Origin of the sequence: Hymenobacter nivis (assembly GCF_006439025.1) — a bacterium.
Lineage (GTDB): Bacteria > Bacteroidota > Bacteroidia > Cytophagales > Hymenobacteraceae > Hymenobacter > Hymenobacter nivis_A.
Genome location: NZ_RCYZ01000015.1, coordinates 19,493 through 43,479, shown reverse-complemented (window position 1 = coordinate 43,479; position 23,987 = coordinate 19,493). Strand labels below are relative to the sequence as shown.

At 63.8% G+C, this 23,987-nt stretch carries 15 protein-coding genes; 5 read left to right on the top strand and 10 right to left on the bottom strand.

What is annotated here, in order from left to right:
• Positions 1–150: 150 nt before the first annotated feature.
• Together EAH73_RS22185 and EAH73_RS22180 are read left to right on the top strand one after the other, a co-directional pair.
• Positions 151–3,777 (top strand): PAS domain-containing protein, encoded by a 3,627-nt coding sequence (locus EAH73_RS22185; RefSeq protein ID WP_140469624.1) that lies wholly within the window; start codon positions 151–153, stop codon positions 3,775–3,777.
• A gap of 23 nt (positions 3,778–3,800) precedes the next feature.
• On the top strand, positions 3,801–4,193 hold the full coding sequence (locus tag EAH73_RS22180; protein ID WP_140469623.1) for a response regulator: 393 nt from the start codon (positions 3,801–3,803) through the stop codon (positions 4,191–4,193).
• 36 nt (positions 4,194–4,229) lie between these two features.
• Here EAH73_RS22180 and EAH73_RS22175 read toward each other — a convergent pair whose 3' ends face one another.
• On the bottom strand, positions 4,230–5,300 hold the full coding sequence (locus tag EAH73_RS22175) for a YeiH family protein (protein ID WP_140469622.1): 1,071 nt from the start codon (positions 5,298–5,300) through the stop codon (positions 4,230–4,232).
• Between the two features lie 587 nt (positions 5,301–5,887).
• Entirely contained in the window at positions 5,888–6,799 is a 912-nt protein-coding gene (locus EAH73_RS22170; protein WP_140469621.1) for a LysR substrate-binding domain-containing protein, read from the bottom strand.
• A gap of 92 nt (positions 6,800–6,891) precedes the next feature.
• On the opposite strand from EAH73_RS22170, the gene EAH73_RS22165 reads away from it, so the two are divergent.
• The 3 genes from EAH73_RS22165 to EAH73_RS22155 all read left to right on the top strand — a co-directional run bounded on the left by EAH73_RS22165 (position 6,892) and on the right by EAH73_RS22155 (position 10,013).
• Entirely contained in the window at positions 6,892–7,134 is a 243-nt protein-coding gene (locus EAH73_RS22165; RefSeq protein WP_140469620.1) for a hypothetical protein, read from the top strand.
• A 473-nt stretch (positions 7,135–7,607) separates the two neighbouring features.
• Positions 7,608–8,819: an acyltransferase family protein gene (locus EAH73_RS22160; protein ID WP_161599653.1), complete on the top strand. Its 1,212-nt coding sequence runs from the start codon at positions 7,608–7,610 to the stop codon at positions 8,817–8,819.
• Between the two features lie 258 nt (positions 8,820–9,077).
• Entirely contained in the window at positions 9,078–10,013 is a 936-nt protein-coding gene (locus EAH73_RS22155; RefSeq protein ID WP_140469618.1) for a DUF3078 domain-containing protein, read from the top strand.
• 21 nt (positions 10,014–10,034) lie between these two features.
• Here EAH73_RS22155 and EAH73_RS22150 read toward each other — a convergent pair whose 3' ends face one another.
• The 8 genes from EAH73_RS22150 to EAH73_RS22115 all read right to left on the bottom strand — a co-directional run bounded on the left by EAH73_RS22150 (position 10,035) and on the right by EAH73_RS22115 (position 23,751).
• Positions 10,035–10,496 carry a BLUF domain-containing protein gene (locus EAH73_RS22150; RefSeq protein WP_161599652.1) on the bottom strand — a complete coding sequence of 154 codons (462 nt, stop codon included), beginning with the start codon at positions 10,494–10,496 and terminating at the stop codon, positions 10,035–10,037.
• A 103-nt stretch (positions 10,497–10,599) separates the two neighbouring features.
• Positions 10,600–13,749: an efflux RND transporter permease subunit gene (locus EAH73_RS22145; RefSeq protein ID WP_140469616.1), complete on the bottom strand. Its 3,150-nt coding sequence runs from the start codon at positions 13,747–13,749 to the stop codon at positions 10,600–10,602.
• Positions 13,750–13,821: 72 nt separating this feature from the next.
• Positions 13,822–14,916 (bottom strand): efflux RND transporter periplasmic adaptor subunit, encoded by a 1,095-nt coding sequence (locus EAH73_RS22140; RefSeq protein ID WP_140469615.1) that lies wholly within the window; start codon positions 14,914–14,916, stop codon positions 13,822–13,824.
• 147 nt (positions 14,917–15,063) lie between these two features.
• Positions 15,064–16,437 (bottom strand): TolC family protein, encoded by a 1,374-nt coding sequence (locus tag EAH73_RS22135; protein ID WP_140469614.1) that lies wholly within the window; start codon positions 16,435–16,437, stop codon positions 15,064–15,066.
• Positions 16,438–16,658: 221 nt separating this feature from the next.
• A complete protein-coding gene (locus EAH73_RS22130; protein WP_240047370.1) occupies positions 16,659–17,627 on the bottom strand; it encodes a DUF2279 domain-containing protein in 969 nt (322 codons plus the stop codon).
• 149 nt (positions 17,628–17,776) lie between these two features.
• Positions 17,777–20,887: an efflux RND transporter permease subunit gene (locus EAH73_RS22125; RefSeq protein WP_140469613.1), complete on the bottom strand. Its 3,111-nt coding sequence runs from the start codon at positions 20,885–20,887 to the stop codon at positions 17,777–17,779.
• Between the two features lie 72 nt (positions 20,888–20,959).
• Positions 20,960–22,096 (bottom strand): efflux RND transporter periplasmic adaptor subunit, encoded by a 1,137-nt coding sequence (locus EAH73_RS22120; protein WP_140469612.1) that lies wholly within the window; start codon positions 22,094–22,096, stop codon positions 20,960–20,962.
• A 71-nt stretch (positions 22,097–22,167) separates the two neighbouring features.
• Positions 22,168–23,751: a TolC family protein gene (locus EAH73_RS22115; RefSeq protein ID WP_140469611.1), complete on the bottom strand. Its 1,584-nt coding sequence runs from the start codon at positions 23,749–23,751 to the stop codon at positions 22,168–22,170.
• Between the last annotated feature and the right edge of the window lie 236 nt (positions 23,752–23,987).

Sequence of the window (23,987 nt, the reverse complement as noted above, 5' to 3'; positions counted from 1 at the left end):
GCGCGCCGGAAGCGGCCAGGCGGCGCGGCCGCGCCAGTGCCTGGCCTTGGCGCCAGCGGTGCCGCGCCGGGGCAGGGCCCCCGCGCAACCCGCAGCCGGCTCCTGCTAGTTACCTTAGCCCAGCGCTTTGCCACCGCTGAACCTTTGCTTATGCCCCCTGCCGAGGCCCCTGCGCCCGCCAATTTTTCTCCCGAACTGCTGCCCGCCCTGCTCGACCTCTCGCTAACGGGCATTGTGCTGTACGAGCCCGTGCGCGACGCGAGCGGCGCGGTGGTGGACCTGGCCTTCGCCTACCTCAACCCCGCTGCCCAGCGGATGCTGCGCCTGCCGGCCCGGCCCGCGGCCACCTTCCTGGCGCAGTTTCCGGCGGGCCGCAACGAAGGCTTTGCTTTCCACCGCGACACGTTTTTGGGCGATGCGCCGGGCCAGTTCGACGTGAATTACCAGGCCGACGGCTACGACAACTACTTCCGCATTGCGGCCCGGCGGGTGGGCGGCCAGCTACTGGTAAGTTTCACCGACACCGCTGACCAGCCCCGCACGGCCGTGGAGGAGGCTTTGCGCGCCAGCCAGGCCCGCGAGCAAACCGCCCGCGCCGAGGCCCAGCGCCAGCGCCGCCAGCTCGACAACGTGCTGATGCAGGCCCCGGCCATGATTTGCGTGCTGGAGGGCCCCAGCCACCGGTTTCAGTTTGTGAACGGCCCGTACCAGGGGCTGGTGGGCCGCCGCCCGCTGCTGGGCCTGCCCATTGCCGAGGCCATGCCCGAACTGGCTGGCCAGCCCATTTTTGAGCTGCTCGACGGCGTGTACCGCACCGGCGAGCCGTTTTTTGCCAACGAAATGCTCGTGCAGCTCGACCACGACAACTCGGGTGCCGCGCTGGGGGAGCGCTACTACAACTTCACCTACCAGGCCCGGCGCGACCTGGCCGGGGCCATCGACGGCATTCTCGTGTTTGCCTACGAGGTGACGGTGCAGGTGCTGGCCCGCCGCACGGCCGAGGCCAGCAGCGCGCAAGCCGCCGTCCTGAACGAGCAGCTCGATGGCCTCAACGAAGAGCTGGCCGCCACCAACGAGGAACTGCAAGCCACCAACGAGGAATTCCTGGCCAGCAACACGGCCTTGGCCCGCACCCAGCAAACGCTGGAAGCCACCAACCGGGCCCTGCTCAAAGCCGCCCGCCGCGCCGCCGATGCCCAGGCCACCGCCGAGGCGGCGCGCGCCGAGCTGGCGCGCGTGTTCGAGCAGGCCCCCGTGGCCATTGCCATTCTGGAGGGCCCGGCGCACGTCGTGGCGCTGGCCAACCCCGAAATGGGCCTCATCTGGGGCCGTTCGCCGGCGCTCATCATTGGGCGGCCCCACTTTGAGGCGCTGCCCGACCTGGCCGGCCAGGGCTTCGAAGCCATCTTCGCCGATGTGCTCCGCACCGGCCACCCGTACTACCTGCGCGAGCAGCCCGTGCACATGGACCGCACCGGCGACGGGCAGCCCACGCTGGGCTACTTCCACATTGCCTACCAGCCCCTGCGCGACGGTCAGGGGCAGATTTCGGGCATCACGGCATCGGCCGCGGACGTGACCGCCCAGGTGCTGGCCCGCCAGCAGGTGCAGAACCTGAACGAGGAGCTGGCCGCCATCAACGAAGAGCTGCGGGCCAGCAACGAGGAGCTTTTGGTAAACAACGCCGCCCTGGCCGCGGCCCAGCAGGCCCTGGGGGCCCTCAACCAAGAGCTGGAAGCCCGCGTGGCGCGGCGCACCGGGGAGGTGCGCGCCGCCCTGGCCGAGGCCGAGCAGCAGCGCGAGCAGCTGCGGGTGCAGCAGGGCCTGCTGCGCCAGATTCTGCGGCAGATGCCGGCCGCCATTGCCACCCTCACGGGGCCCCAGCACCGCTACACGTTCTTCAACGACCAGTACCGGGCCCTGGCCGCTGGCCGCACCCAGCTAGGCCGCACCGTGGCCGAGGTGCTGCCGGAGGTGGCGGCGCAGGGTTTTGTTAACCTGCTCGACGAGGTGTACCGCACGGGCCAGCCCTTTGTGGGCGTCGAAATGCCCATCCAGCTCCACGACGCGCGCACCGGCCAAACTGAGCAGCGGTACTTGGATTTTGCCTATCAGCCGCTGTTCGACGGCCAGGACCAGCTTCACGGCATCCTGGCGTTCATCGTGGACGCCACGGAGAAGGTGCTGGCCCGCCAGCAGCTCGACGCCCTGCAGGCCAAGGTGCTGGCCGCGGCCCAGCGCCGGGCGGCAGAGCGCGAGGCTCTCTACCAGGTGTTCGAGCAAACGCCGGCCGCCGTGCTGCTGCTGCGCGAGTCCGGCCACCGCATCGAATACTTCAACCCCGCCTATGGGGCCCTGTTTCCGGGCCGGCTGGTGCCGGGCCAGGCCCTGGCCGAGGCCCTGCCCGAATTGGTGGAGCAGGCCTTCGTGGCCTTGCTCGACGAGGTGTACCGTACGGGCCAGCCCTACGTGGGCATTGAGGTGCCCATGCGCTTCACGCCCGCCCCGGGCCAGCCGGCCGCCACGGCCTACTTCAATTTCAACTACCAGCCCTACCGCGAGGGCGACGCGGTGGTGGGCATTTCGGTGTTTGCCTACGACGTGACGGAGCAAGTGCAGGCCCGCCAGCAGCGCGAGGCCCAACAGCGCGAGCTGCGGCGCGTGTTCGAGCAGGCCCCCGTGGCCATTTGCGTGTTCCGGGGCCCCCACTACGTGCTGGACGTCCTGAACCCCCTGATGGCCCAGATGCTGGGCCACCCGCTGGCGCAACTGTTAGGCCGGCCTTTTGCCGAGGCCCTGCCCGAAATGCAAGACCAAGGCCTGCCTGAGTTACTGGCCGAGGTGTGGCGCAGCGGGCAGCCGTTTGTGGCCGTGGAGCGCCCCGTGCAACTTAATTACCACGCCCCCGGGGCCCCGGGCCACTTCAACTTCGTGTACGAGCCCCTGCGCGACGAGCAGGGCCAGGTGGTGGCCATTACCTGCGTGGCCGTGGACGCCACGGACCAGGTGCGGGCCCGGGCGCAGGTGCAAACGCTGAACGAGGAGCTGGCCGCCATCAACAAAGAGCTGCGGGCCACCAACGACCGCCTGAGCCGCACCAATGCCGACCTGGACACGTTCGTGTACACGGCCTCGCACGACCTCAAGGCCCCCATTGCCAACATCGAAGGCCTGCTGGAGGCCCTGCGCGAGCAGCTGCCCCCGGCGGCCCTGCAAGCCGAGCTGGTGCCCCGCCTGCTGGCCATGATGCAGGGGGCCGTCGAGCGCTTTCAGCAAACGCTGGTGCACCTCACCGACGTGTCGAAGCTCCAGCTCGCGCAGGCGGAGCCCCCCGAGCCCGTGGACCTGCCCGCCCTGGCCGAAGCCATTCGCCTCGACCTGGCCCCCCTGCTAACGGACACCCGCGCCACCTTGCTGGTGGACCTGGCGGCGGTGCCCACCGTCAGCTTTTCGCCCAAAAACCTGCGCAGCATCCTCTACAACCTGCTCAGCAACGCGGCCAAATACCACGCGCCCGACCGGCCGCCCGTGGTGGCCCTGCGCGCCTACCGCGACGCCGGCTGGGTGCTGCTCGAAGTGGAGGACAACGGCCTCGGCCTCAGCCCCGAGCAGCAGGGCCGGCTGTTCGGCATGTTCCAGCGCCTGCACGACCACGTGGAAGGCTCCGGCGTGGGCCTGTACACGGTCAAGAAAATCGTGGAAAACGCCGGCGGTACCATCGCCGTGCGCAGCCAGCCGGGCGTGGGCTCCACCTTCACCGTCACCTTGCCCGGTTAGCCCCCGCCGGTTATTTGCCCCGTATGCCCCAGCTTTCCTGCGTACTACTCGTCGACGACGACCCCACGACCAACTTCCTGAACCAGCTGCTGCTGAAGAATATGGCCGTGACCGACCGCTGCCTGGTGGCCGAAAACGGGGCCCAGGCCCTGGCCCTGCTCGACAGCGCCTGCGCCACCCCAGGCCCCGTGCTCGTGCTGCTCGACGTAAACATGCCCGTGCTCGGCGGCATTGCCTTTCTGGAGGCCTACCAGCAGGTGCCCGCAGCCCAGCGGGCGGCCGTGGTGGTGGTGGTGCTCACCACCACCCTGCACCCCCTCGACTTGGCCCGCCTCCAGGCCCTGCCCATTGCCGGGCTCATCAGCAAGCCCCTCACCCGCCCCAAAATGGCCGAGCTGCTGGCGCTCCATTTTTAGGGGCCTGGCCCGCCAAGGCCAGGCTGCCCGGGGCCCCTACACCGCGTGCAGAATCACGTAGAGCGAGGCCGTGGAAATGACCACCCACAGCAGCACGCCCAGCACGTAGGGCTTGAGGCCCACCGAGCCCACCACTTTGGCCGATAAGCCCGCGCCGATGAAAAACAGCGTCACGGTGAGGCCGATTTTGGCCAGGTGCGTCATCAGGGGGGCCAGGGGCTGGGCCACGGGCACGAAGGTGTTAAGCAGCATGGCCCCGATGAAGCCGAAAATGAAGTAGGGAATCTTGATTTTCACGCCCTTCTGCTTGAAAAGCATGGCCGTACCAATGGCTACCGGGATGATCCACAGGGCCCGGGCCAGCTTCACGGTGGTGGCCACTTCGAGCGCCTGGCTGCCGTAGGCGGCCGCCGCGCCCACCACCGAGCTCGTGTCGTGGATGGCAATGGCGCACCACAGGCCAAACTGGTTCTGGCTCATGTGCAGGGCGTGGCCGATGGGCGGGAAGGCGAACAGGGCAATGGCGTTGAGCACGAACACCGTGCCCAGGGCCACCGACATCTCCTCGTCTTTGGCCCGCAGTACCGGCCCGATGGCCGCAATGGCCGAGCCCCCGCAAATGGCCGTGCCGCAGGATATTAAGTGCACCACGTGCCGCCCCAGCCCCAGCCACTTGCCCGCAAAGTAGCCCAGAACCAGGGTGCCGAAAATCGACACCACCGTGAACAGGATGCCCTCCCGGCCGGCTTGCACCGCGGCGTGGGCATTCATGCCGAAGCCCAGGCCAATCACCGAAAATTGCAGCAGGCTGTGGGTGGCTTTCTTGGTTTGGGCCCCGAAGGGGTTGCCGATGGTTTGGGCCAGCACCAGGCCCAGCGCCAGGGCCACGGGCGGCGAGGCCCAGGGCGTGAGGCAGAACACCAAGAACAGGCCAAACACCACTTGCTTCAGGGTGTAGCCGTGCCCAAACGCCACGCGGGGCGTGTGCAGGTGGCGGAAAAAGCCCGTGGTTTCGTTGAATTCGGCGGGGGCCGCGGCCTCCGTGGGCGCGAGGACCAGTGGAGTGGATGAGGCTTGAGGAGCAGCAGGATGAACCAGGAGTGCCATGAGCGGGAAGGGATTGTTTCTGAGGCAAATTTACGGCGGTTTCTACCTATCTGTTTATCCAATAGTGTTATGCAGCATAACAAATGGTTATTGAACGAACCGGTTCACTAGTTGCCTGGACGCCGGTTGTGGGACATTTGACTAGTGGCTCAACCCGCCCCAAACGCTAGCGGCCGGCTCGCCCACGGCAAGCCGGCCGGGGCCTGGTTTTGCTCGGCGTGTCCGCGCTGCAAGCGCGGGTCGGCAATGGCTTCGGATACGCAGTAGGGCTCGGTGGCCGCGGCGTGCTCGCCCCGGAACTCGCTGAACTCATCGGGGTTGTCGTTCGAGCCGTCCTTGGCGGCGGCGCGGTAGGCGCGGGGCGCGCGAGGGTCGTCGGGGCGGTCGAAATCGCCGTACTGCTGCGTGCCGGTGGTCGGCCGCCGGCGCGTCGGTGGTCGGCGGGGTTGGGTGCTGGGCCATAGCGGTGGGGACGAAGCAGCAGGCGAACCCCCTGGCTCTCCCTATTGCCCCAGCATCCAGCATTTCCAGGGCCCCGGGGCCCTGGAAATGCTGGATGCGAAAAGGTTATCCCGCATCACGCCTTGTTATCGGGGGCCCTTGAGCTGGCCTTGCGCGAAGCTCAGAAACCGCTGGGCCGGCCGGGCCAGCACCTGCCCCTGCACCCACACGGCCTCGAACTGCCGCGCTAGGCGCAGGCCCGCCACGGGCACAATTTCGAGCAGCCCGGCCGCCAGTTCGCGGCTCAGGGCCCGGCGCGACACGAAGCCCAGGGCCCCCGGAGCCGCCTCCAGGTAGCTTTTGATGGCCTCCGTGCTGTCGAGGTAGATGGCCACCTCCAGGTCGCTGAGCTTGATTTTGGCCGCGCGCAGGGCAAACTCCAGGATTTCCAGCGTGCCCGAGCCGCGCTCGCGCAGCACCAGCGGGTGGGCCAGGGCCCCGGCCAGCGGCAGGGGCTGGGCGGGCGGCCCGCCGGGCGTGGCCCGGCGCACGGCCACCAGCTCATCGGGCAACAGCAACTCATAGTGCAGGTCGCGGCTCTTGGTGCGGCCCTCCACGAAGCCCAGGTCCAGCTCGCCGCGCAGCAGCGCGTCGGCAATGCGCTCCGAGTTGGCGTTCAGAAACGTGAGCTGCACTTGCGGGTAGCGCGCCTGAAACGCGGGCAGCAGCCCTGGCAGCACGTACTGGCTGATGGTGGTGCTGGCCCCTAGGCGCAGGCGGCCCGCCGCCTCGTCGGGGTCGCGCAGGGCCAGTAACTGGTCGTCGAGCAACTGCTGGGCGGCGGCCACGGCCTCGGCGTGGGCCAACAGCAGGCGCCCGGCCTCGGTGAGGGCTACGCGGTTGCCGCGCCGCTCCAGCAGCCGCTGGCCGTACTGGGCCTCCAGCTCGCGGATGTGCTTGGTGACGGCCGGCTGGCTCACAAACAGCTCCTGGCCGGCTTTGGTGAAGCTCAGGTGCCGGGCCACGGCGGCAAACACACGAAGACGAAAATCGGACATGGCGGCAAAGTACGGGGCCCTGGGGCGCACCCCGGGGAGGGCATTTACCGTACAGTTTATAAATTCATCAATCCTTCATTATTCGTCGTCCCATGCTTTCTCTCTCGTCCTTCGCCACGCTCCTCGCTCTTGCTTCGTTGCTCACGGCCTGCGGCCAGAAGCACGACGGTACGCCCTACGGCATCAACCCCACCAAGCACGAGTACGGCCACCGCAAATCGCCCGCCGATACTACGCGCCACAGCGACATCTACGTCGATGGGGTGCCCAAAGGCGCGGAGCTGAACGCCGTTACTAACGGCGCCAGCGTCGGCCAGCCCATGAGCAACCATTAGCAACCTCGGCGGCCGCGTGCGCTTACGCGCTGGTAGGGGCTGCTACACGCAGGATTACAATGAATGGGTAGCTTTTTGACGGATGGCTACTACTAATAAAACTACTCGTCTACCCGTCAAATGCACGATACTTAGCCACTTGTAGCAATGGTATATTTTTAATTTCACTGATGCCTGATACCAAGTTCATTCGTCAATTGCGCCAATATTTAGGCTAATCCGACGAGCGAAGTAACCATTAGATTATATATAATGTATATTGATTATAAGTAAAATAATAGTATCCTGATTAAGTATAAATAATAGTTATAATTATTATCAAGGTTTTTTGTTATATGCTATTTATCAGAGATTAGGGCTATGTGTAGGTTCTGTTAATTTATTAGCCTCTAGCTGGGGTAATGGTGTGAGTTTGATGTGTGCCACCGCCTATTGGCTGGTGAAGTTTGAGTGAAGATTAGCAAGAACCCATTTTGTTTATCTTCATAAAAGCTGCCCAAAACAATGAAAACAGGCAGTTGCACACTCGCTCTCATCTTTTCAAAGCTATGGAAATAAAAAATTGTATTCATGCAAGGTTTAGTCATGAAACGCATTCCAATCAAATAATAAACCTGGAACAAAAAAAATCAGTTGCTCACAGAAACTCACTTCTTGATTTAATTAAAGTTGCGGCGTCAATTGGAGTTATAAGCGCTCACGTGCATAGCGATACTGCTGCAGCTGAGTCGCTTAGTCATTTCTTTAGCCCCGTTAGGGTTCCGTTCTTATATATTACGGCACTCGCGTTTTTCATCAGCAATATTCATAAAAAAAGCAGCGCCGACAATGACGCTGGCATTCAGGATACGCTGGTGAAAATTGGGAAGCGGATAGTGCTGCCGTTTCTGGTTTGGTCGGCCGTTTATGTGCTGCTGATTACTCTTAAAAGCTTAATAACTGGAGTTGCGAATCCCCATGCTTTTGATTTGGGTAAAGTTTTGCTGTACGGCGACAGTGCCGAGCACTTATACTTTTTGCCGCAACTGCTAGTAATGGAGCTTATCGGACTGGGGATTTACCTGTTGGCCGATAAAAACAATCAAAATAAAGGACTGATTGTGCTGTCCGTTGCTGCCATCTACCTTATCTGGGGCTATGAGCATAAGTACTACGGCATGACGCCGTTACCGTCACTGATTGCCTATACTGTGATGGCGTTTTACTTGGGTTCCAAGATAAAAAAGCGGCAGACGCACTGGGGCTACGCCGTATTGGGCGCCGCGCTGTTGGTATTGGCCATCTCTGCTTCTTTCGTGAGCTACCCGAAAATATTTGCGCAGTACTTCCTGGCGCTGCCGATTGGCGGGTTTGGCTTGCTGCTACTGACGCTGAACATCCCGCGGCTGGAACTGCCCAGCTGGTTGATTACCCTGAGCTCGGTGAGCTACGGCGTTTACCTGGGCCACGTAATGGTTTTGGAAGGATTGGAATTTGTGATAGCAAAAGCACACATTTCAATGCGTTACGACCTTGCCACGAAGGCATTGGTAACGCTCGTGGTCTTTCTGATCAGCACGATCCTGGTGCTGGTGCTCAGAAAAATTCCGGTACTGAAGGAACTGTTTTTGGGCGAGTCAACCCCAAAGGCATCGGTTGCCACCGTAACCTACCGTATTCCTGAATACCGCAGGGTTGCTGCCTAAGGCAAAGGCTGCCAAGGGCCGGTGATGTGAGCCGCCCCAGCTGCTACTAGGGCCCCAGCGGGCCGCGTACCTGCGCTGAAACCTAACCAGGGTGCCCCACCGGCAGGAGGGGGCACCCTGGTTTTTTTGTTGCGGGGTGGTGGTTTGGGGCCCCTGGCGCTGCCGAAGTGCCGGGGGCGTTTGCTTACCAGTAGTGAAATAATACAGCTAGTGGACGATATAGTGCTTTTATTTGCAAGTATATCAATTTTTCGATTTATGAAAACACACTACGCTTTCGCTCTGCTTGCCCTAGCCGCTGCGCCCGCCCTGGCCCAAACCGAGCCGGGGGCCCCACCCGCCGCGCCGGCCCCCGCAGCTGCCCCGGCCGCCGAGCCGCTGTGGCGCACCCAGGCCAAGGCCGCCCTCAACCTCAACGAAGCCACGCTGAGCAGCAACTGGCGCGGCGGCGGCGTGAATACCCTGGGCCTGAGTGCGCTGGCCAACCTGCGGGCCAACCGCAAGCAGGGCATCCACAGCTTCGACAACGAGGCCGATTTCCTGTTTGCTTTCTCCCAAACGGCCGGCCTGGGCTACCGCAAAACCCAGGACCGCCTCTACCTCGACACGAAGTACGGCCGGGCCCTGAACCCGAAGTGGGACATGTTCGTGTCGCTGAACCTGCTCTCGCAGTTCGCCGCAGGCTACCGCTACGATGACTCCGGCGTGCAGCAGGTGTCGGACCTGTTTGCGCCCGCGTTTTTCACGGCCGCTTATGGGTTTGAGTACCACCCCAACCCCACGTTTCACGTGCGCTTGTCGCCGTTTGCCCCGCGCCTTACGGTGGTGGGCCGCGTCGAGCGGTTTGTGCCGGCCCTGGGGGCCACGCCCTACGGCGTGAACCCCGGCCGCAGCACGCGCTGGGAGATTCTGGCGGCCCAGGTGCTGGCCGAGCTCGACCGCAACCTGAGCACCAACCTCAACCTAAAGGCGCGCTACGTGCTGTTTGCCAACTACGAAACGCTGGACCCCAAGCGCATCGACCACCGCCTCGATCTCACGCTCACGGCCAAGGTGTCGCGCTTCGTAAACGTGTCGCTCAACGGCACGGCCCTCTACGACTATGACCAGGACAGCGGCATCCAGTACAGCCAGGGCCTCACGCTGGGCGTAGCGTACGCCTTCCAAAACTTCGTGGATCCGCCCAAAAAATAGCGGGCTGCAGGCGCCGGGGCCCTAATTCGACGGCTTGTCCCGGCCGGGCTCGGCGTCGTACTCGGCCACGAAGCGCAGCAGCAGCAGCAGCATGTCGGCCGGCATGTTGTGGGCGCGCGGCAGCAGGAAACGGCCGTTGGCGGTGTCAAAGTATCCCACAATTTGCTGTAGGTTAACGTCTTGGGCTGGGCGAAAACCCATGCCCCAGTCGGGGAAGTTGCGGTGGCCGATGGGCCCCTCGCCCAGCACTTCGCAGTTGCTGTGGCGTGGGTCGTGGGCAATTTTGTCGTAGTAGAGGTGGCGCACCACGGCCTCTTCGCCCTCGATTACCTGCAAAAAGCGGCCATTGGGGGTGCAGAGCAACATGCCGCTGATGCGCTCGGCGTGGTTGGCCGGCCGCCAGCGCTGCAGCGCGGCCGCCAGTTGCGTGGTGGTGAACAGGCGCTTCGCCTGGCTCTGGTAAATCAGGTGGTACAAACTCATCGGGCTTGGATACGAGCCCGGGCCAAAAAAGTAGGGGGCCCCGGGACCAATTTTGGTCCCGGGGCCCCCTACTTTTTTGGCCATTTGCCGGCCGGCCGGGGCCCTAATGGGCCACCAGCTCGGAGGGGCCCTCGGCCAGGGGCACGTACTTGCTGTGCTCGGCGCGGTAGAAGCGCTCGAACACCAGCGGGAAGATGAAGAGCGTGAGTACGGTGCCCGTGATGAGGCCCCCAATCACGACGATGGCCAGCGGCTTGGAAGTTTCCGAGCCGATGCCGGTGCTGATGGCGGCCGGCATCAAGCCGATGGTGGCCATGAGGGCCGTCATCACCACGGGGCGCACGCGGCTGCCCACGCCGTCGCGGATGCTGTCGTCGAGCGACATCTTTTTTACCAGATTCTGCTTGAAGACGGAGATGAGAATTACGCCGTTCTGGATGCAAATGCCGAAGAGCGCGATGAAGCCGATGCCGGCCGAAATCGAGAAGTTGGTGTGCGTGATGAGCAGCGCCGCGATGCCGCCGATGATGGCAAACGGCACGTTGAGCAGCACCAGGCCGGCATCCTTCAGGTTGCTGAACAGGATGAAGAGAATGAAGAAAATGAGAATCAGCGACACCGGTACTACCTGCGTGAGGCGCTGCTGGGCGCGTTTCTGGTTCTCAAAGTCGCCGGTCCAGCGCATGCTGTAGCCCTTGGGCAGCTTCACCACGGCATCCACCTTGCGCTGGGCTTCCTCGATGGTGCTGCCCATGTCGCGGCCCCGGATGCTGAACTTCACGGCGGCGAAGCGCTTGTTGTCGTCGCGGTAAATCAAGCTGGGGCCCGTCACGCTGCTGATGGTGGCGATTTCGGTAATCGGGATGGTTTTGCCGCTCTGGGTGGGCACCATCAGGCGGGCAATTTCCTCGGGCGTCTGGCGGAAGTTCTCCTCGTAGCGCACCCGGATCGGGAATTTGCGCTCGCCCTCGTACAGCTGCGAGGCCTCCTTACCACCGATGGCGGTTTCGAGCACCGACTGGGCGTCGGCCTTGCTTACGCCGTAGGCGGCCATGCGCTGCTCGTCCAGCTCCACGTGCAGCTCGGGCTGGCCGATGTTGCGCAGCAGGCCCAGGTCGCCGATGCCATCCACCTTCTTCAGGATGCCGTACACCTGGCGGGCGTTGGCCTCCAGCACCTTCAGGTCCTGGCCGTAAATCTTCACGGCAATCGAGCCTTTCACGCCCGACGCGGCTTCTTCCACGTTGTCGGTAATGGGCTGCGAGAAGTTGAAGTCCACGCCGGGGAAGCGGTTGAGCTTCTCCTGCATGTGCTCGATGAGGGCCTCGCGGTTGGCCTTGCTCTTCATCTCCTTGTTCACCGCGTCGGTGTGCTTGAGCTGCACCAGGAACTCGTTGTTGTAGAAGCCCGTAGGGTCGGTGCCGTCGTTGGGGCGGCCGGTCTGGCTCACCACGTCGCCCACCTCCGGGAAGCTCAGAAACACGCGCCGCATCTCGTTGCACAGCTTGTTTGACTGCTGCAAGTTGATGCTCAGCGGCAGCTGGGCGCGCACGTAAATCGAGCCCTCGTTCAGCTCCGGCAGAAACTCCGAGCCCAGGAAGTGGAAGGCCCCCAGGCCCAGCACCACCGCCACGGTGGCCACCAGCAGGCTGATGGTTTTGCGGGCGTAGGTGAAGGCCAAAAAGCGCTGGGCCCCGTTGTTGATGCCGCGCACGAAGAAGTTGTCCTTCTCGCGCACGTTCTTGTTCAGCAGGATGGAGGTAAGCACCGGCACCAGCGTGAGCGTGAAAATCAGGGCCCCCAGCAGGGCGAAGCCCAGCGTCCAGGCCAGGGGCGAGAACACCTTGCCTTCTACTTTTTCGAAGGCGAAAATGGGCAGTAACGCCGTGATGATGATGGCCTTGGCGAAGAAGATGGATTTGCCCATGTCGCGCCCCGTCTTCTTGATGAGGCCCAGCTTGGCGAGCTTGTTGAAGCGCTCCATGCCCACCTCGTGCGCCTTGTGGTCGAGGGCCACGAACAGGCCTTCCACCATCACCACGGCCCCGTCGATGATGATGCCGAAGTCGATGGCCCCCATGCTGAGCAGGTTGGCGCTCATGCCGCGCAGGCGCAGGCAGATGAAGGCAAACAGCAGCGCCAGCGGGATGATGATGCTCACAATCACCGTGGTGCGCCAGTCGGCCATGAATACCAGCACGATGAGCGTCACCAAAATGATGCCCTCCATGAGGTTGTGGATCACGGTTTCGGTCGAGAAGTCAATCAGCTGCTGGCGGTCGTAGAAGGTCTTGATTTGCACGCCGGGCGGCAGAATCTTGGTGTTCAGCTCCTCCACTTTGTCCTTGAGGCGGGCAATGACTTCGGAGGGGTTTTCGCCCTTGCGCATCACCACGATGCCTTCGAGCTTGTCGTTCTCGTAGTTGCGGCCCACCTGGCCCAGGCGCGGCAGCGCCGATTCGTGCACAATGGCCACGTCCTTGATGAGGATGGGCGTGCCGTTCACGTTCTTGATGACCGTGTTGTTGATGTCGTCGATGTTGTTGAGCAGGCCGATGCCGCGCACCACGTAGTTCTGCTGGCCCGAGTTGATGACGTCGCCGCCCACGTTCACGTTCGAGCGCTGCACGGCCTGGTACACGTCGAGCGGCGTAATGCCGAAGTCCTGGAGCTCGCCCGGGTTCACGCTCACCTCGTACTCCTTGGCCTCGCCGCCGAAGCTGTTCACGTCGGCCACGCCGGGCACCGATTTCAGCTGGCGGTCCAATACCCAGTCCTGTAGCGTTTTCAGCTGGCGGATGGTCTGGTCCTTGCCCTCCAGGGTGTAGCGGTAAATCTCGCCCGTGGGGCCGTAGGGCGGCTGCACGTCGGGCTGGATGCCGTCGGGTAGGTCCACTTCGCGCAGCAGGTTGTTCACCTGCGGGCGGGCAAAGGCGTCGTCCACGCCGTCGTCGAAAATGACCTTCACCACCGACAGCCCGAAGAGCGTGGTGGAGCGCACCGACGCCTTTTTCTGCACCGGGTTGAGGGCAATTTCGATGGGCACCGTCACGAACTTCTCAATCTCCTCGGCCGAGCGGCCGGGCCACTGGGTGATGATGGTAATTTCGGTGTTCGTCACGTCCGGAAACGCCTCAATCGGCGTGTTCCGGTAGCTGATGGCCCCCGCAACGACCGCCAAAATGGTCATCAGGAACACGAAGCCCCGGTTTTTGAGTGAAAAGGCAATAATGCCCTGGATGAATTTATTCATGGAAGTCGTTGCTGACTTTTATGTAGGTAGGGGCTTCATGGCAAGAACGTTGGGCAAGGCCTGGGGCCCCACCTAGTCGTTCAGCTCGTCGTAAATCAGCAGTTGGTTCTGGGAGATGAACCGCTCGCCGTCCTTCAGGCCCTTGGCCACGTAGCTGACGTCGCCCACGGTGCTGGCAATCGTCACGGGGCGGGTTTCCACGTGGTTGCGGTCTTTGTACACCATCACAAACGTGCGGTCCTTGTCGAACACCACAGCGCTGGCGGGCACGGCCATCATAGTACCGCCGGCCGCGTTCTGCACCTTAATCTGGGCGTACATCTCGGGCTTGAGCAGGTAGCCGGGGTTGCGCAGCTTCACGCGCACCTTCATCACCTTGCTGTCGGGGTCCAAGATGTTGAATACCTTATCGATGTGGCCCGCGAAGTGGCGGCCGGGGTAGGCCAGCGTTGTCACGTCGGCCGTGAAGCCGGGCTGCACCTTCGAGATATCGGACTGGAACACGTTGGCCAGAATCCAGACGTCGTCCAAGTCGCTCACCGTGAAGAGGTTTTCCACGTTGCTGTTGTTGAACTGCATCGAGGTGGTCACGTTCTTGTCGGTGATGAAGCCCGAGATGGGCGACTTCAGCGAGTACTTACCGTCGGGCGTTACACCGTAGATGGCGAGCTGCTTGCGGCTCTTACCGGCCGTGCCCTGGGCCTTTTGCAGCTCGCTGCGGGCCAGCAGCACGTCGCGCTCCGAGCTCAGGCCGGCCTTGAACATGTCCTGGGCTACGTCCACGTTTTTGCGGGCAATGGCGAGGTCGGAGCCGGCGGCGGTGCCCTGGTTTTGCAGGTCGGCAATCTCGCCCGAGCGGATGATGGCCAGCTGCTGGCCCTGGCGCACGTAGTCGCCCAGCTCCACATCCACCTTTTCCACCACGCCGCCCACGAGCGGGAAAATCTTGGCCGTGTGGTCCTCGTCGGGCGCAATCTGGCCGGTCAGGCTCAGCTCGTCGAGCATGGGGCGCTCCTTCACCGTGTCGATGCGCAGCTCCTTCATCACCTCGTCGGTGAGGTGGAAGGCCGGGGCGGCGGCCGTTTCGGGGGCTTTCTTTTCGGCCGAGGAGCAGGCACTCAACGTGCCCAGCAGCAGGGCCGGGGCCAATAGGGAAATACGGGTCATTATATAAGTAAGCTGTTGGCTAATAGCAGCTAGCTGTTAGCTTTTGGTTGTTGCGAATAATCAACTAAGAAATTGCCGTTGCTGATAAAGTCCAGTTTTAGGGCCCCAGGCATCGGCCGGCAGGAAAAAGCTAACAGCTCAAAAAAGCTACTCGGCCCGGAACACCGGGCGGCCCACGGCGGCGTTGAGCTGCTCGAAGGCGCGCATGCGGCTGGCGCGTAGCTGGTTGAGCTGCACCAGGTTGTCGTTGTACGATTGGTAGTAGTCGAGGAATTCCACCAGCCCGATCAGGCGGCGCGCATACGCTTGCTCGATGCCGCCGATGATGCGGTCGAAGGGCGTGGTGTCGCGGTCGGCCTGCTTAAACTGGGCGTCGATGAGGCCCACGAGTTGGTAGTTCTGCTGCACCTCGTTCTGCACCACCAGGCGGGCCTGGCCGAGCTGGGCCTTGCCGCCTTGGATGAGGGCCTCGGCGGTGCGGATGTTGCCCTGGTTGCGGTTGAACACGGGCACGGCCACGCCCAGCGTGAGGGCGTTGTAGTTCTGAATGTAGGAGCCGGCGCGGTCGTAGGTGTAGCCCACCAGCAGGTCGGGGGCCACCAGGGCGCGCTGGTAGCGCAGGTTGTTGCCCTGCTGCTGCAAGTAGGCGGTGCGGGCCAGTAGGTCGCCGCGCAGGATCTGGGCCGAGTCCACGAGCTGCTGCATGGAATAGGGCCCCAGGCTCAGGTCGCGGGTGCGGGGCAGCACCACCTGGGGCTGGAGGTAGGCCCCCGAGGTGTCGCGCGTCAGCACCCGCAAGTCGCTCAGGTTCGGGGCCATGTCCACGAACAGCTGCTGGCGCTGGTTCTGGAGCACAAATAGGAACGCTTTGAGGCGGACGACCTCTTTCTGGGCAATGTTGCCCTTTTCGTACTGCTGCTGGTAGGCCGGAATAATGCGCTGGAAGGAAGTGATTTCCGTGTCGTACACGGCCAGCGTGCGCTGCTTATAATAGAGGTCGTAGAAGGCGGTGCGCAGCTGGTAGCGCAGCGTGCGCAGCAGGTCCTGCAGGTTGTACTGCTCAACGAGGGCGGCGGCCTGGGCCACGTTGGCGGCGGCGCGGCGGCGCCCGGCAATGACGATGAGCTGCTGCACCTGCACGATGCTCTCGCCGGTGCGCGTCACGTCGAAGGTGCGGCCGGTTTCGGGGTTGTGGATGTTCTGCTCCAGGCTCACCACGGGGTTGTCCCAGAGGCGGGCCTGTAAAATCTGGGCCTGGGCAGCCGTCACGTTGAAGCGCTGGGCCAGCAGCTGCAAGTTGCCCTGCACGAAGCGCTGCTCGGCCTGGGCCAGCGTCAGCTGCACCGTGTCCACGGCGGCGGCTTGGGCAGCGGGCACGGGCGCCACCGGCCGGGGCATTGGGGCGGGGGCCCCCACGCGGGGAGCGGGCGCCGGGGCCCCCACCTGGGCCAGGGCCGGCAGCACCGCGCCTAGTTCACAACACAGTACCCAGCCAACCAACAAGAAAAATGAGCGCAGCATACAACGTCAAATAGTACTATTAATCCTCGCTTGAATCGATTCGCACAACACGGGACGATAAAGGTCCGGAGGGGGCAATGATTGCAAGATGAAGATATAAAGTGTTTTTGATGAAGTTTCATAATAAACATAATCTCAATATTGCATAAACTACTGATTAGCATTATTTTAATTAATAAGTAATTTTACGCAATACTCATCTGTTGATTGGATGAAGTTGCTTAGTCGGCGGCGGGCAGCAGCGGGTGGAAGCGCACGCCGTCGCGCGGGTTGAACTCGAGGGCCGGGGCCGGCAGCTTTATAAATTGGGTGGCCCCGAGCAGCATCCGGCCCGTGGAGCCGGCGGGCACTAGGCGGGCAAAGTCGGCGTCGGGCGATAGGTAGAACTGGCGCACGCGCCGGAACACCACCGGCCGGCCATCGGCGCCGTACAGCGGCGGGTTGGCGTGGCCGCCGGTGAGGCCGCTGCCGCTGTAGCCCAAGTCCAGGTTCAGCCACTTCGGAAACGAGGGCCCCACGGGCAGCACCGACGCCACGTTCACCGAGAGCCAGTACTGCTGGCCGTTGTAGTCCTTCAGCATTTGGGCCCCGCGGGTGCGGCCCAGCAGCTCGGGCCGGTACCGGGCGTAGAGGCTGCTGCTGAAGCCGTAGCGCAGGCTGGCCCGCTGCTCGCCGAAGCCATACTGCTGGCCCATGAACAGCGCAATGCCGGCCGCGTTGGCCGCCATGTCGCCCTTCGAGAAGCCCCAGCCCTGCGAGTAGCCGTCGAATACCTCAATGGTGCTTTGGTAGAGCAGCGCGATGAGGCCCCCGGTGATGGCGGCCGTGCGGTCGGGCACGCCGCTCCAGCGAAACAACTCGTACTCGCCTCGGCTGATGGCGTAGGCCGTGGTGGCGTGGCCCACCTTGTCCATTTGCAGCCACTCGCCGTTGTCGTCGAAGGCGTGGAACGGCACGCGTTTGGTGTACCAGGTTTTGCCCAGCAGGTACGAGGTGAGGGCGTACACCACGGCCGTGCCCACCACCACGCCCACCAGCCGCCCGGTGTGCACGCCGCTGGCAGCCAGCGGGTCGGGCGCGGGCGGCACGGGGGTGGGCGGCAGGCCCTGGGCCGCGGCCGGGGCCCCCAGTTCCAAAGCGGCCCACAGGGCGCAGGTAAACAGGCGCAGAATACGGGGCAAAGCAAGCACGGGCAGCAAGGATAAATCCGCGCCCGGGGCCCCGGGCCGGCCGCCGAAACTACGGCCCTGGCGCGGTTTGGCCACCGCCCCGGGGCCCCAAACGCAAAAAGCGCCGGCCCAAGGGGCCGGCGTTTTTCTTCCTCCAAAGGCAACCCCCTTTAGTTGTGCTTGCGGGCGCGCTCCAGCTTGCTGCTGTACACCCACTCGTACACGGTGGGCAGCACCAGCAGCGAGAGCACGGTGGCCGTAATGAGGCCCCCAATCACGACGATGGCCAGCGGTTTCTGGGTTTCGGAGCCGATGCCGTGGCTGAGGGCGGCGGGCAGCAGGCCCAGCGAGGCCATCAGGGCCGTCATCACCACGGGGCGCAGGCGGGTGCGGGCCCCGTCCTTGATAGCGTGCTCCAGGTCCATTTTGTCGCGCAGGTTCTGGCGGAACTTGTTCACCAGAATCACGCCGTCCTGGGTGGCCACCCCAAACAGGGCGATAAAGCCCACGCCGGCCGAGATGCTGAAGTTGGTGTGCGTGATGAGCAGCGCCGCGATGCCGCCGATGAGGGCAAACGGCACGTTGAGCAGCACCAGCGTCGAGTCGAGGGCGTTGCCGAACGAGACGAATAGGATGAAGAAGATGGCCAAGATGCTGATGGGCACCACGATGGAGAGCTGCTTCTGGGCACGCTCCTGGTTCTCAAACTCGCCGTTCCAGTGCGTGGCGTAGCCCTGGGGCAGGGCCACGGTTTTGGCCACCAGGGCCTGGGCTTCGGCAATGGTGCTGCCCAGGTCGCGGCCCCGCACCGAAAACTTCACGGCGATGAAGCGCGTGTTGTCTTCGCGGTAGATGAAGGCGGGGCCCGACACGTTCTGGATGGTGGCCAGCTCCCCGAGCTTGATTTTGCCGCCGTTCAGCGTGGGCACCATCAGGCCGCCGATGGCGTCCATGTTCGAGCGGTACGATTGGTCGTAGCGCAGGCGCAGGTCAAACTTGCGCTCACCTTCGTACACGGCGCTCACGGCCTTGCCGCCGATGGCCAGCTCAATCACGGCGTTGGCGTCGGCGGCGGCCACGCCGTACTGGGCCATCTTGTCGGGGTCGAGGGTGATGCGCAGCTCGGGCTGGCCCAGGTTGCGGAACACGCCCAGGTCCTCGATGCCCTTCACTTTCTTGAGCTGGTCGTACACCTGGGTGGCTTTTTTGTCGAGGATGTTCAGGTCCGAGCCCGTGATTTTCACCGCGATGCTGCCCTTTACGCCCGACACGGCCTCCTCCACGTTGTCGGAAATCGGCTGCGAGAAGTTGAAGTCCACGCCGCGGTACTTGGCCAGGGCCCCCTGCATCTCGGCAATCAGCTGGTCCTTCGTGATGTTGCGCTTCCACTCGTCGGCCGGGTACAGGTCCACGAAAAATTCCTGGTTGAAGAAGCCCGTGGCGTCGGTGCCGTCGTTGGGGCGGCCGGTTTGCGAAATCACGCCCCGCACCTCGGGGTACTTCTCAAACACCTGCCGGAACTTCTCGGTGTACTGGTAGCTGTCTTCTAGCGCGATGGAAAGCGGCATGGAGGCCCGCACGTAAATCGAGCCCTCGTTGAGGTGGGGCAAAAACTCGGTGCCCACGAAGTGGAACGAGCCCACGCCCAGCACCAGCGCCAGCACGGCCACCGCCATGGTGCGGCGCGGGTAGGCCATCATCTTGTCCAGCAGCGGCAAGTACGCTTTGTTGAGGCCCTCCAGAATGGGGTTGTGGCGCTCGCGCACGTTCTTTTTCAGCAGGATGGACGAGAGCACCGGCACCAGCGTGAGGGCCAGCAACAGGGCCCCCAGCAGGGCAAAGCCGAGCGTGAACGCCAAGGGGCTGAACAACTTGCCCTCCACTTTCTGGAACGAGAAGATGGGGATGAGGGCCGTGACTATGATGAGCTTGGAGGTGAAAATGGACTTGCCCATCTCGGTGCCGGTGTGCAAAATCTTGCTCAGCTTGGCGCGCTTGTTGAAGTTTTCCATGCCCTCGTGCTCGGCCCAGTGGGCCAGCATCACGAACAGGCCCTCCACCATCACCACGGCCCCGTCGATGATGATGCCGAAGTCAATGGCCCCGATGCTCAGCAGGTTGGCGCTCATGCCCTTGATGCGCATCAGGATGAAGGCGAACAGCAGCGCCAGCGGGATGATGAGCGCCACGGTGACCGTGGTGCGCCAATCGGCCAAAAAAAGGAGCAGGATGATGGTGACCAGCAAAATGCCCATCGCCACGTTTTCGCCCACCGTGTGCAGCGTGTGCTGGTTGAGCTCCGAGCGGTCGTAGAAAACCTTGATTTTCACGTCGCCGGGCAGCACCGTTTTGTTGAGGTAATCGACCTTGGCTTCGAGCAAGGGCAGCACGGCGCCGGGGTTTTCGCCCTTGCGCATCAGCACGATGCCCTCCACCACGTCGTCGTTGTTGTCGCGCCCCACGATGCCCAGCGGGGGCAAAAACGAGGTTTGCACCGTGCCAATGTTGCGCACCAGCACCGGCACGCCGTTCACGTTCTTGATGATGATTTTCTCGATGTCGGGCACGTTTTTCACGATGCCGATGCCGCGTACCACAAACGCCTGCTGGCCCTCGCGGAGGATGTCGCCGCCCACGTTCACGTTGGCGCGCTGCAGGGCCTGGTACACGTCGAGGGCGGTGAGGCCGTACTTGTTGAGCAGGGCCGGGTTGGCGGCCACCTCGAAGGTGCGCACCTTGCCGCCGAAGCTCACCACGTCGGCCACGCCGGGCACGGCGCGCAGGTTTTTCTCAATCACCCAGTCCTCCAGTGTTTTGAGGTCGGTTACCGACTTCTGCTTCGAGGTGAGGGTGTAGCGGTAAATCTCGCCGGTGGGACCCGTGGGCGGCTGCACGCCGGCCGTCACGCCGTCGGGCAGGTTCACGTTGGCCAGCTTCTGGGCCGTTTCCATGCGGGCGTTGAAGCCGTCGGTGCCGTCCTCGAACACGATTTTGATGAACGAGAGCCCGAACAGGTTGATGCTGCGGATGACCGTTTTGTGGGTCACCGAGTTCATCTCGGTTTCGATGGGAATGGAGATGAAGCGCTCGACTTCCTCGGCCGAGCGGCCGGGCCACTGGGTGATGATGACCACCTCGGTGTTGGTCACGTCGGGGTAGGCCTCGACGGGGGTGTAGTAGAAGCTGACGGCCCCGGCAATGGCCACCAGCCCCGTCACGAAGAACACGACGTAGGGGTGGCGCAGCGAGAAGCCGATCAGGCCCTTGATGAATTTATTCATGGCAAACGAAAAGGCAAAGGGAGGGAGGGCCGCCCCCGGCGGGGCAGCGCAATAAGCCGGGCCGTGGGGCCCCTAGTTGGCGCTCAAGTCGTTGAAGAGCAGCAGGCTGCCCTGGGTCACCACCTGGTCGTTGGCGTGCAGGTTGCCGCCCACGTAGGTGTAGCGGTTGGTGTTGCGCAGCACTTTCACGGGTACCAGCTCGTAGGCTTTGCTGGCATCGTCGCCCGATTGCAGGGCGGGGGTGCCGGGCCGGCGGCGGATGACGAAATACTGGTCGTTGCTGAAAATCACCGACTTGGGGTTCACGGCCAGGGCCTGGCCGGGGCGCTGCAAGTCGAGGGTGATGCTGCAAAACATGTCGGGCTTGAGCAGGCCGCCGGGGTTGGGCAGCTCCACGCGGGCCTGGAGCACCTTGGTGTCGGCGTCCACCACGTTGCTGATGTTGGTGATGGTGCCCTTAAACGTCTTGTCGGGGTAGGCCAGGGCCGTGATGTTCACCGCCTGGCCCACCTTCACGGCGGCCACGTCGCTCTCGTAAATGTTGAGCAGCACCCACACCCGGCTCAGGTCCGAAATGGTGAAGAGCGGCGTGTTGTTGTCGGGCCGCAGCTGCATGCCGGCGTTCACGTTGCGCTCCACCACGAAGCCGCTGGCGGGGGCCTTCACCACGTAGGTGGGCTGGGCGCCGCCGGGGCCCTGGGCGCCGCCGCCGTAAATTTTGAGTACCTGCGAAGTGCGGTTCAGGGCCGAGCGGGTTTTGTCGAGCTGGGCGCGGGCGGCAATCAGGTCGTTTTGCGAGGCGAAGTTGGACTTGTAGAGCTGCTCGGTGTTGGCGGCGTTGCGCTCGGCCACGGCGTAGTCGGCGCGGGCCGAGTTGTAGTCGTTCTGGTAGCCGCTCACGTCGGCGCTTTGCACGCGGGCCAGGGCCTGGCCCTTCTGCACTTGCTGGCCCAGGGCGGCCGTCACGTCGAGCACGTTGCCGCTCACCACCGGAAACACCCGGTCCACGCGGCGCTGGTCGTAGCTCACCTTGCCGGTGAAGCGCAGCTCCTGGTCGGGGCTGCGCAGCAGCACCGTGTCGGTGCGGTAGCCCGAGCCCAAGTCCTTGGTGTTCACGGGCAACTTGTCTTCCGGCTTGCTGGTGCAGCCGGACAAATAACCGGCCGTGCCCACGACCAAAAGCACGGGCAATAGAGGGGAAATACGCATTACGAAGAATAAATAGCAGTTGCGAAAGGAGGGGAGAGGGGCCGCGCCGCGGGGCCCCCAGGGCCGGGGCCCTAGTCTTTAAAAACGGGGGTGTTGGTCACGAAATTGACTTGCTGCTTGGCCTGCTCCAGGCGGTTGCCGATGTCAATCAGGTTGAGCTGGGCGTCGTTGTAGGCCCGGAACTTGTCGATGAAGCTCACCAGGTCAATCAGGCGGCGCTTGTAGTCGGCGGCGGCGTTGCGGCTCACGTCGGCGATGGTGGCCACGTACTCGGGGGTCACGCTACGGCGCAGGTCCGTGGCGCGCTGCACCTGCTCCACGGCGGCGGCCACGTCCTGCTCCACTTGCAGCTTGTTCTGGTTTAGGCCCTGGGCGCTCTGCTGGATGCCCACCTGCGCCGCCTGGATGTTGCCCTGGTTGCGGTTGGCCACGGGCAGGTCGATGGCGGTTTGCAAGCCGTAGTAGTGGGCGTAGGTGTTGCCGTAGCTGGCGTAGTCGGCCCCGATGGTGAGCTTGGGTACGGCCAGCGCGTGCTGCAAGCGCAGGTTTTGCTGGGCGTAGTCGGTTTGCTTGGTGGCGGCGCGCAGGTCGGGCCGGTACTGGTAGGCCAGGGCCGTGAGGTCGGCCAGGGTGGGCAGGGCGGCGGGCGGCGCGGGCAGCAGGTCCTGGCCGGTGGGGGCCACAAATGTGGTGCCCGGCAGCGCCAGAAACACGCGCAGCGCGGCCTCGTCCTGCCCGAGCTGGGTGAGCTGGTCGGAGCGGTCCTTCTCCAGGCTCTGGCGCTCCAGCTCCAGGCGCGTCACCTCAAAGCCGGCCACCGTGCCCAGCCGCAGCTGCTCGCGGAAGCCCACCAGCAGGCGGGCCAGCTGGTCGCGCTGGGCGCGCAGCAAATCCAGCTTGCGGCGCTCGGCCACCACGTTGAAGAACGTCTGCGAGAGCTGAAAGCGCGAGTTGCGCAGCAAATCCTCAAAGGCCGCCTGCTGCACCTCGGCGTTGGTGCTGCTGAGCTGCACGAGCTTGGCGCGGCTGCCCGAAAGGTTGATGAGTTGTTGCAGCTGCAGTACCACCGTGTTGCCGGTGGGGTTGTTGGGGTCCACGGCCTTGCCCGGCCCAAACGGGAAAAACTGCCGCGTGTTGGGGTTGTAGGCGTTGACCTCGGCCGACAGGTTGGGGTTGTCGCGCAGGGCCGACTGCACCACCGTGGCCTGCGCCAGGTTCACGTTGAAGCGTTGGGCCAGCAGCTGGAAGTTGGTTTGCACGAACTGCTGCTGGGCCTCGGGCAGCGTCAGGCGCAGCGTGTCGGCGGCCCCCAGCGCCGCCCGGATGGGCACGCCGGCCGGCATGCCCGGCACCACGGGGTACTGGCCGTAGCCGGGGCTGCCGGCCACCGGCGCGGCGCTGGCTGGGCTGTTTTGCCCGGGCTGGGCCAGCTGGTTGGGGGGCAGGGCCCCGGCGGCGGGCGTTTGGCCGGGGGCCTGGGCGGGGCGGGCGGCGGGCAGGCCGGGGGCAGCTGGCAGGGCATTGGGGGTGCCGGCCTGGGGGCGCGACATGCTCGAGGGGGGCGTGGGCGTAGCCATGCGCTGGGCCCGGCCCAGGCCCGGCAGCAGCCCCAGCCCGCCGGCCGCGGCCAGGGTTCGGAAAAAACGTGCGGTCAATCGCATAAAAAACGCGCCGGCCCAACGGCCGGCCAGCAACGAGGAAGGGGTGAGGGCCCCCGGGGCAACGCTGCCCCGAAGACTTACACAAAACTCCTGTAGCCGTATTAGACCGGTATTAGAGGTGCATTAGAGACGGATTAGAATTCATCTTTTTTTCAAAAAAAGAGGGCCCCCGGGGCCCTCTTTTTAATTTTGCGGCGGCACTTTCCCCTGGCTGTGCCCGATAGTGCCAG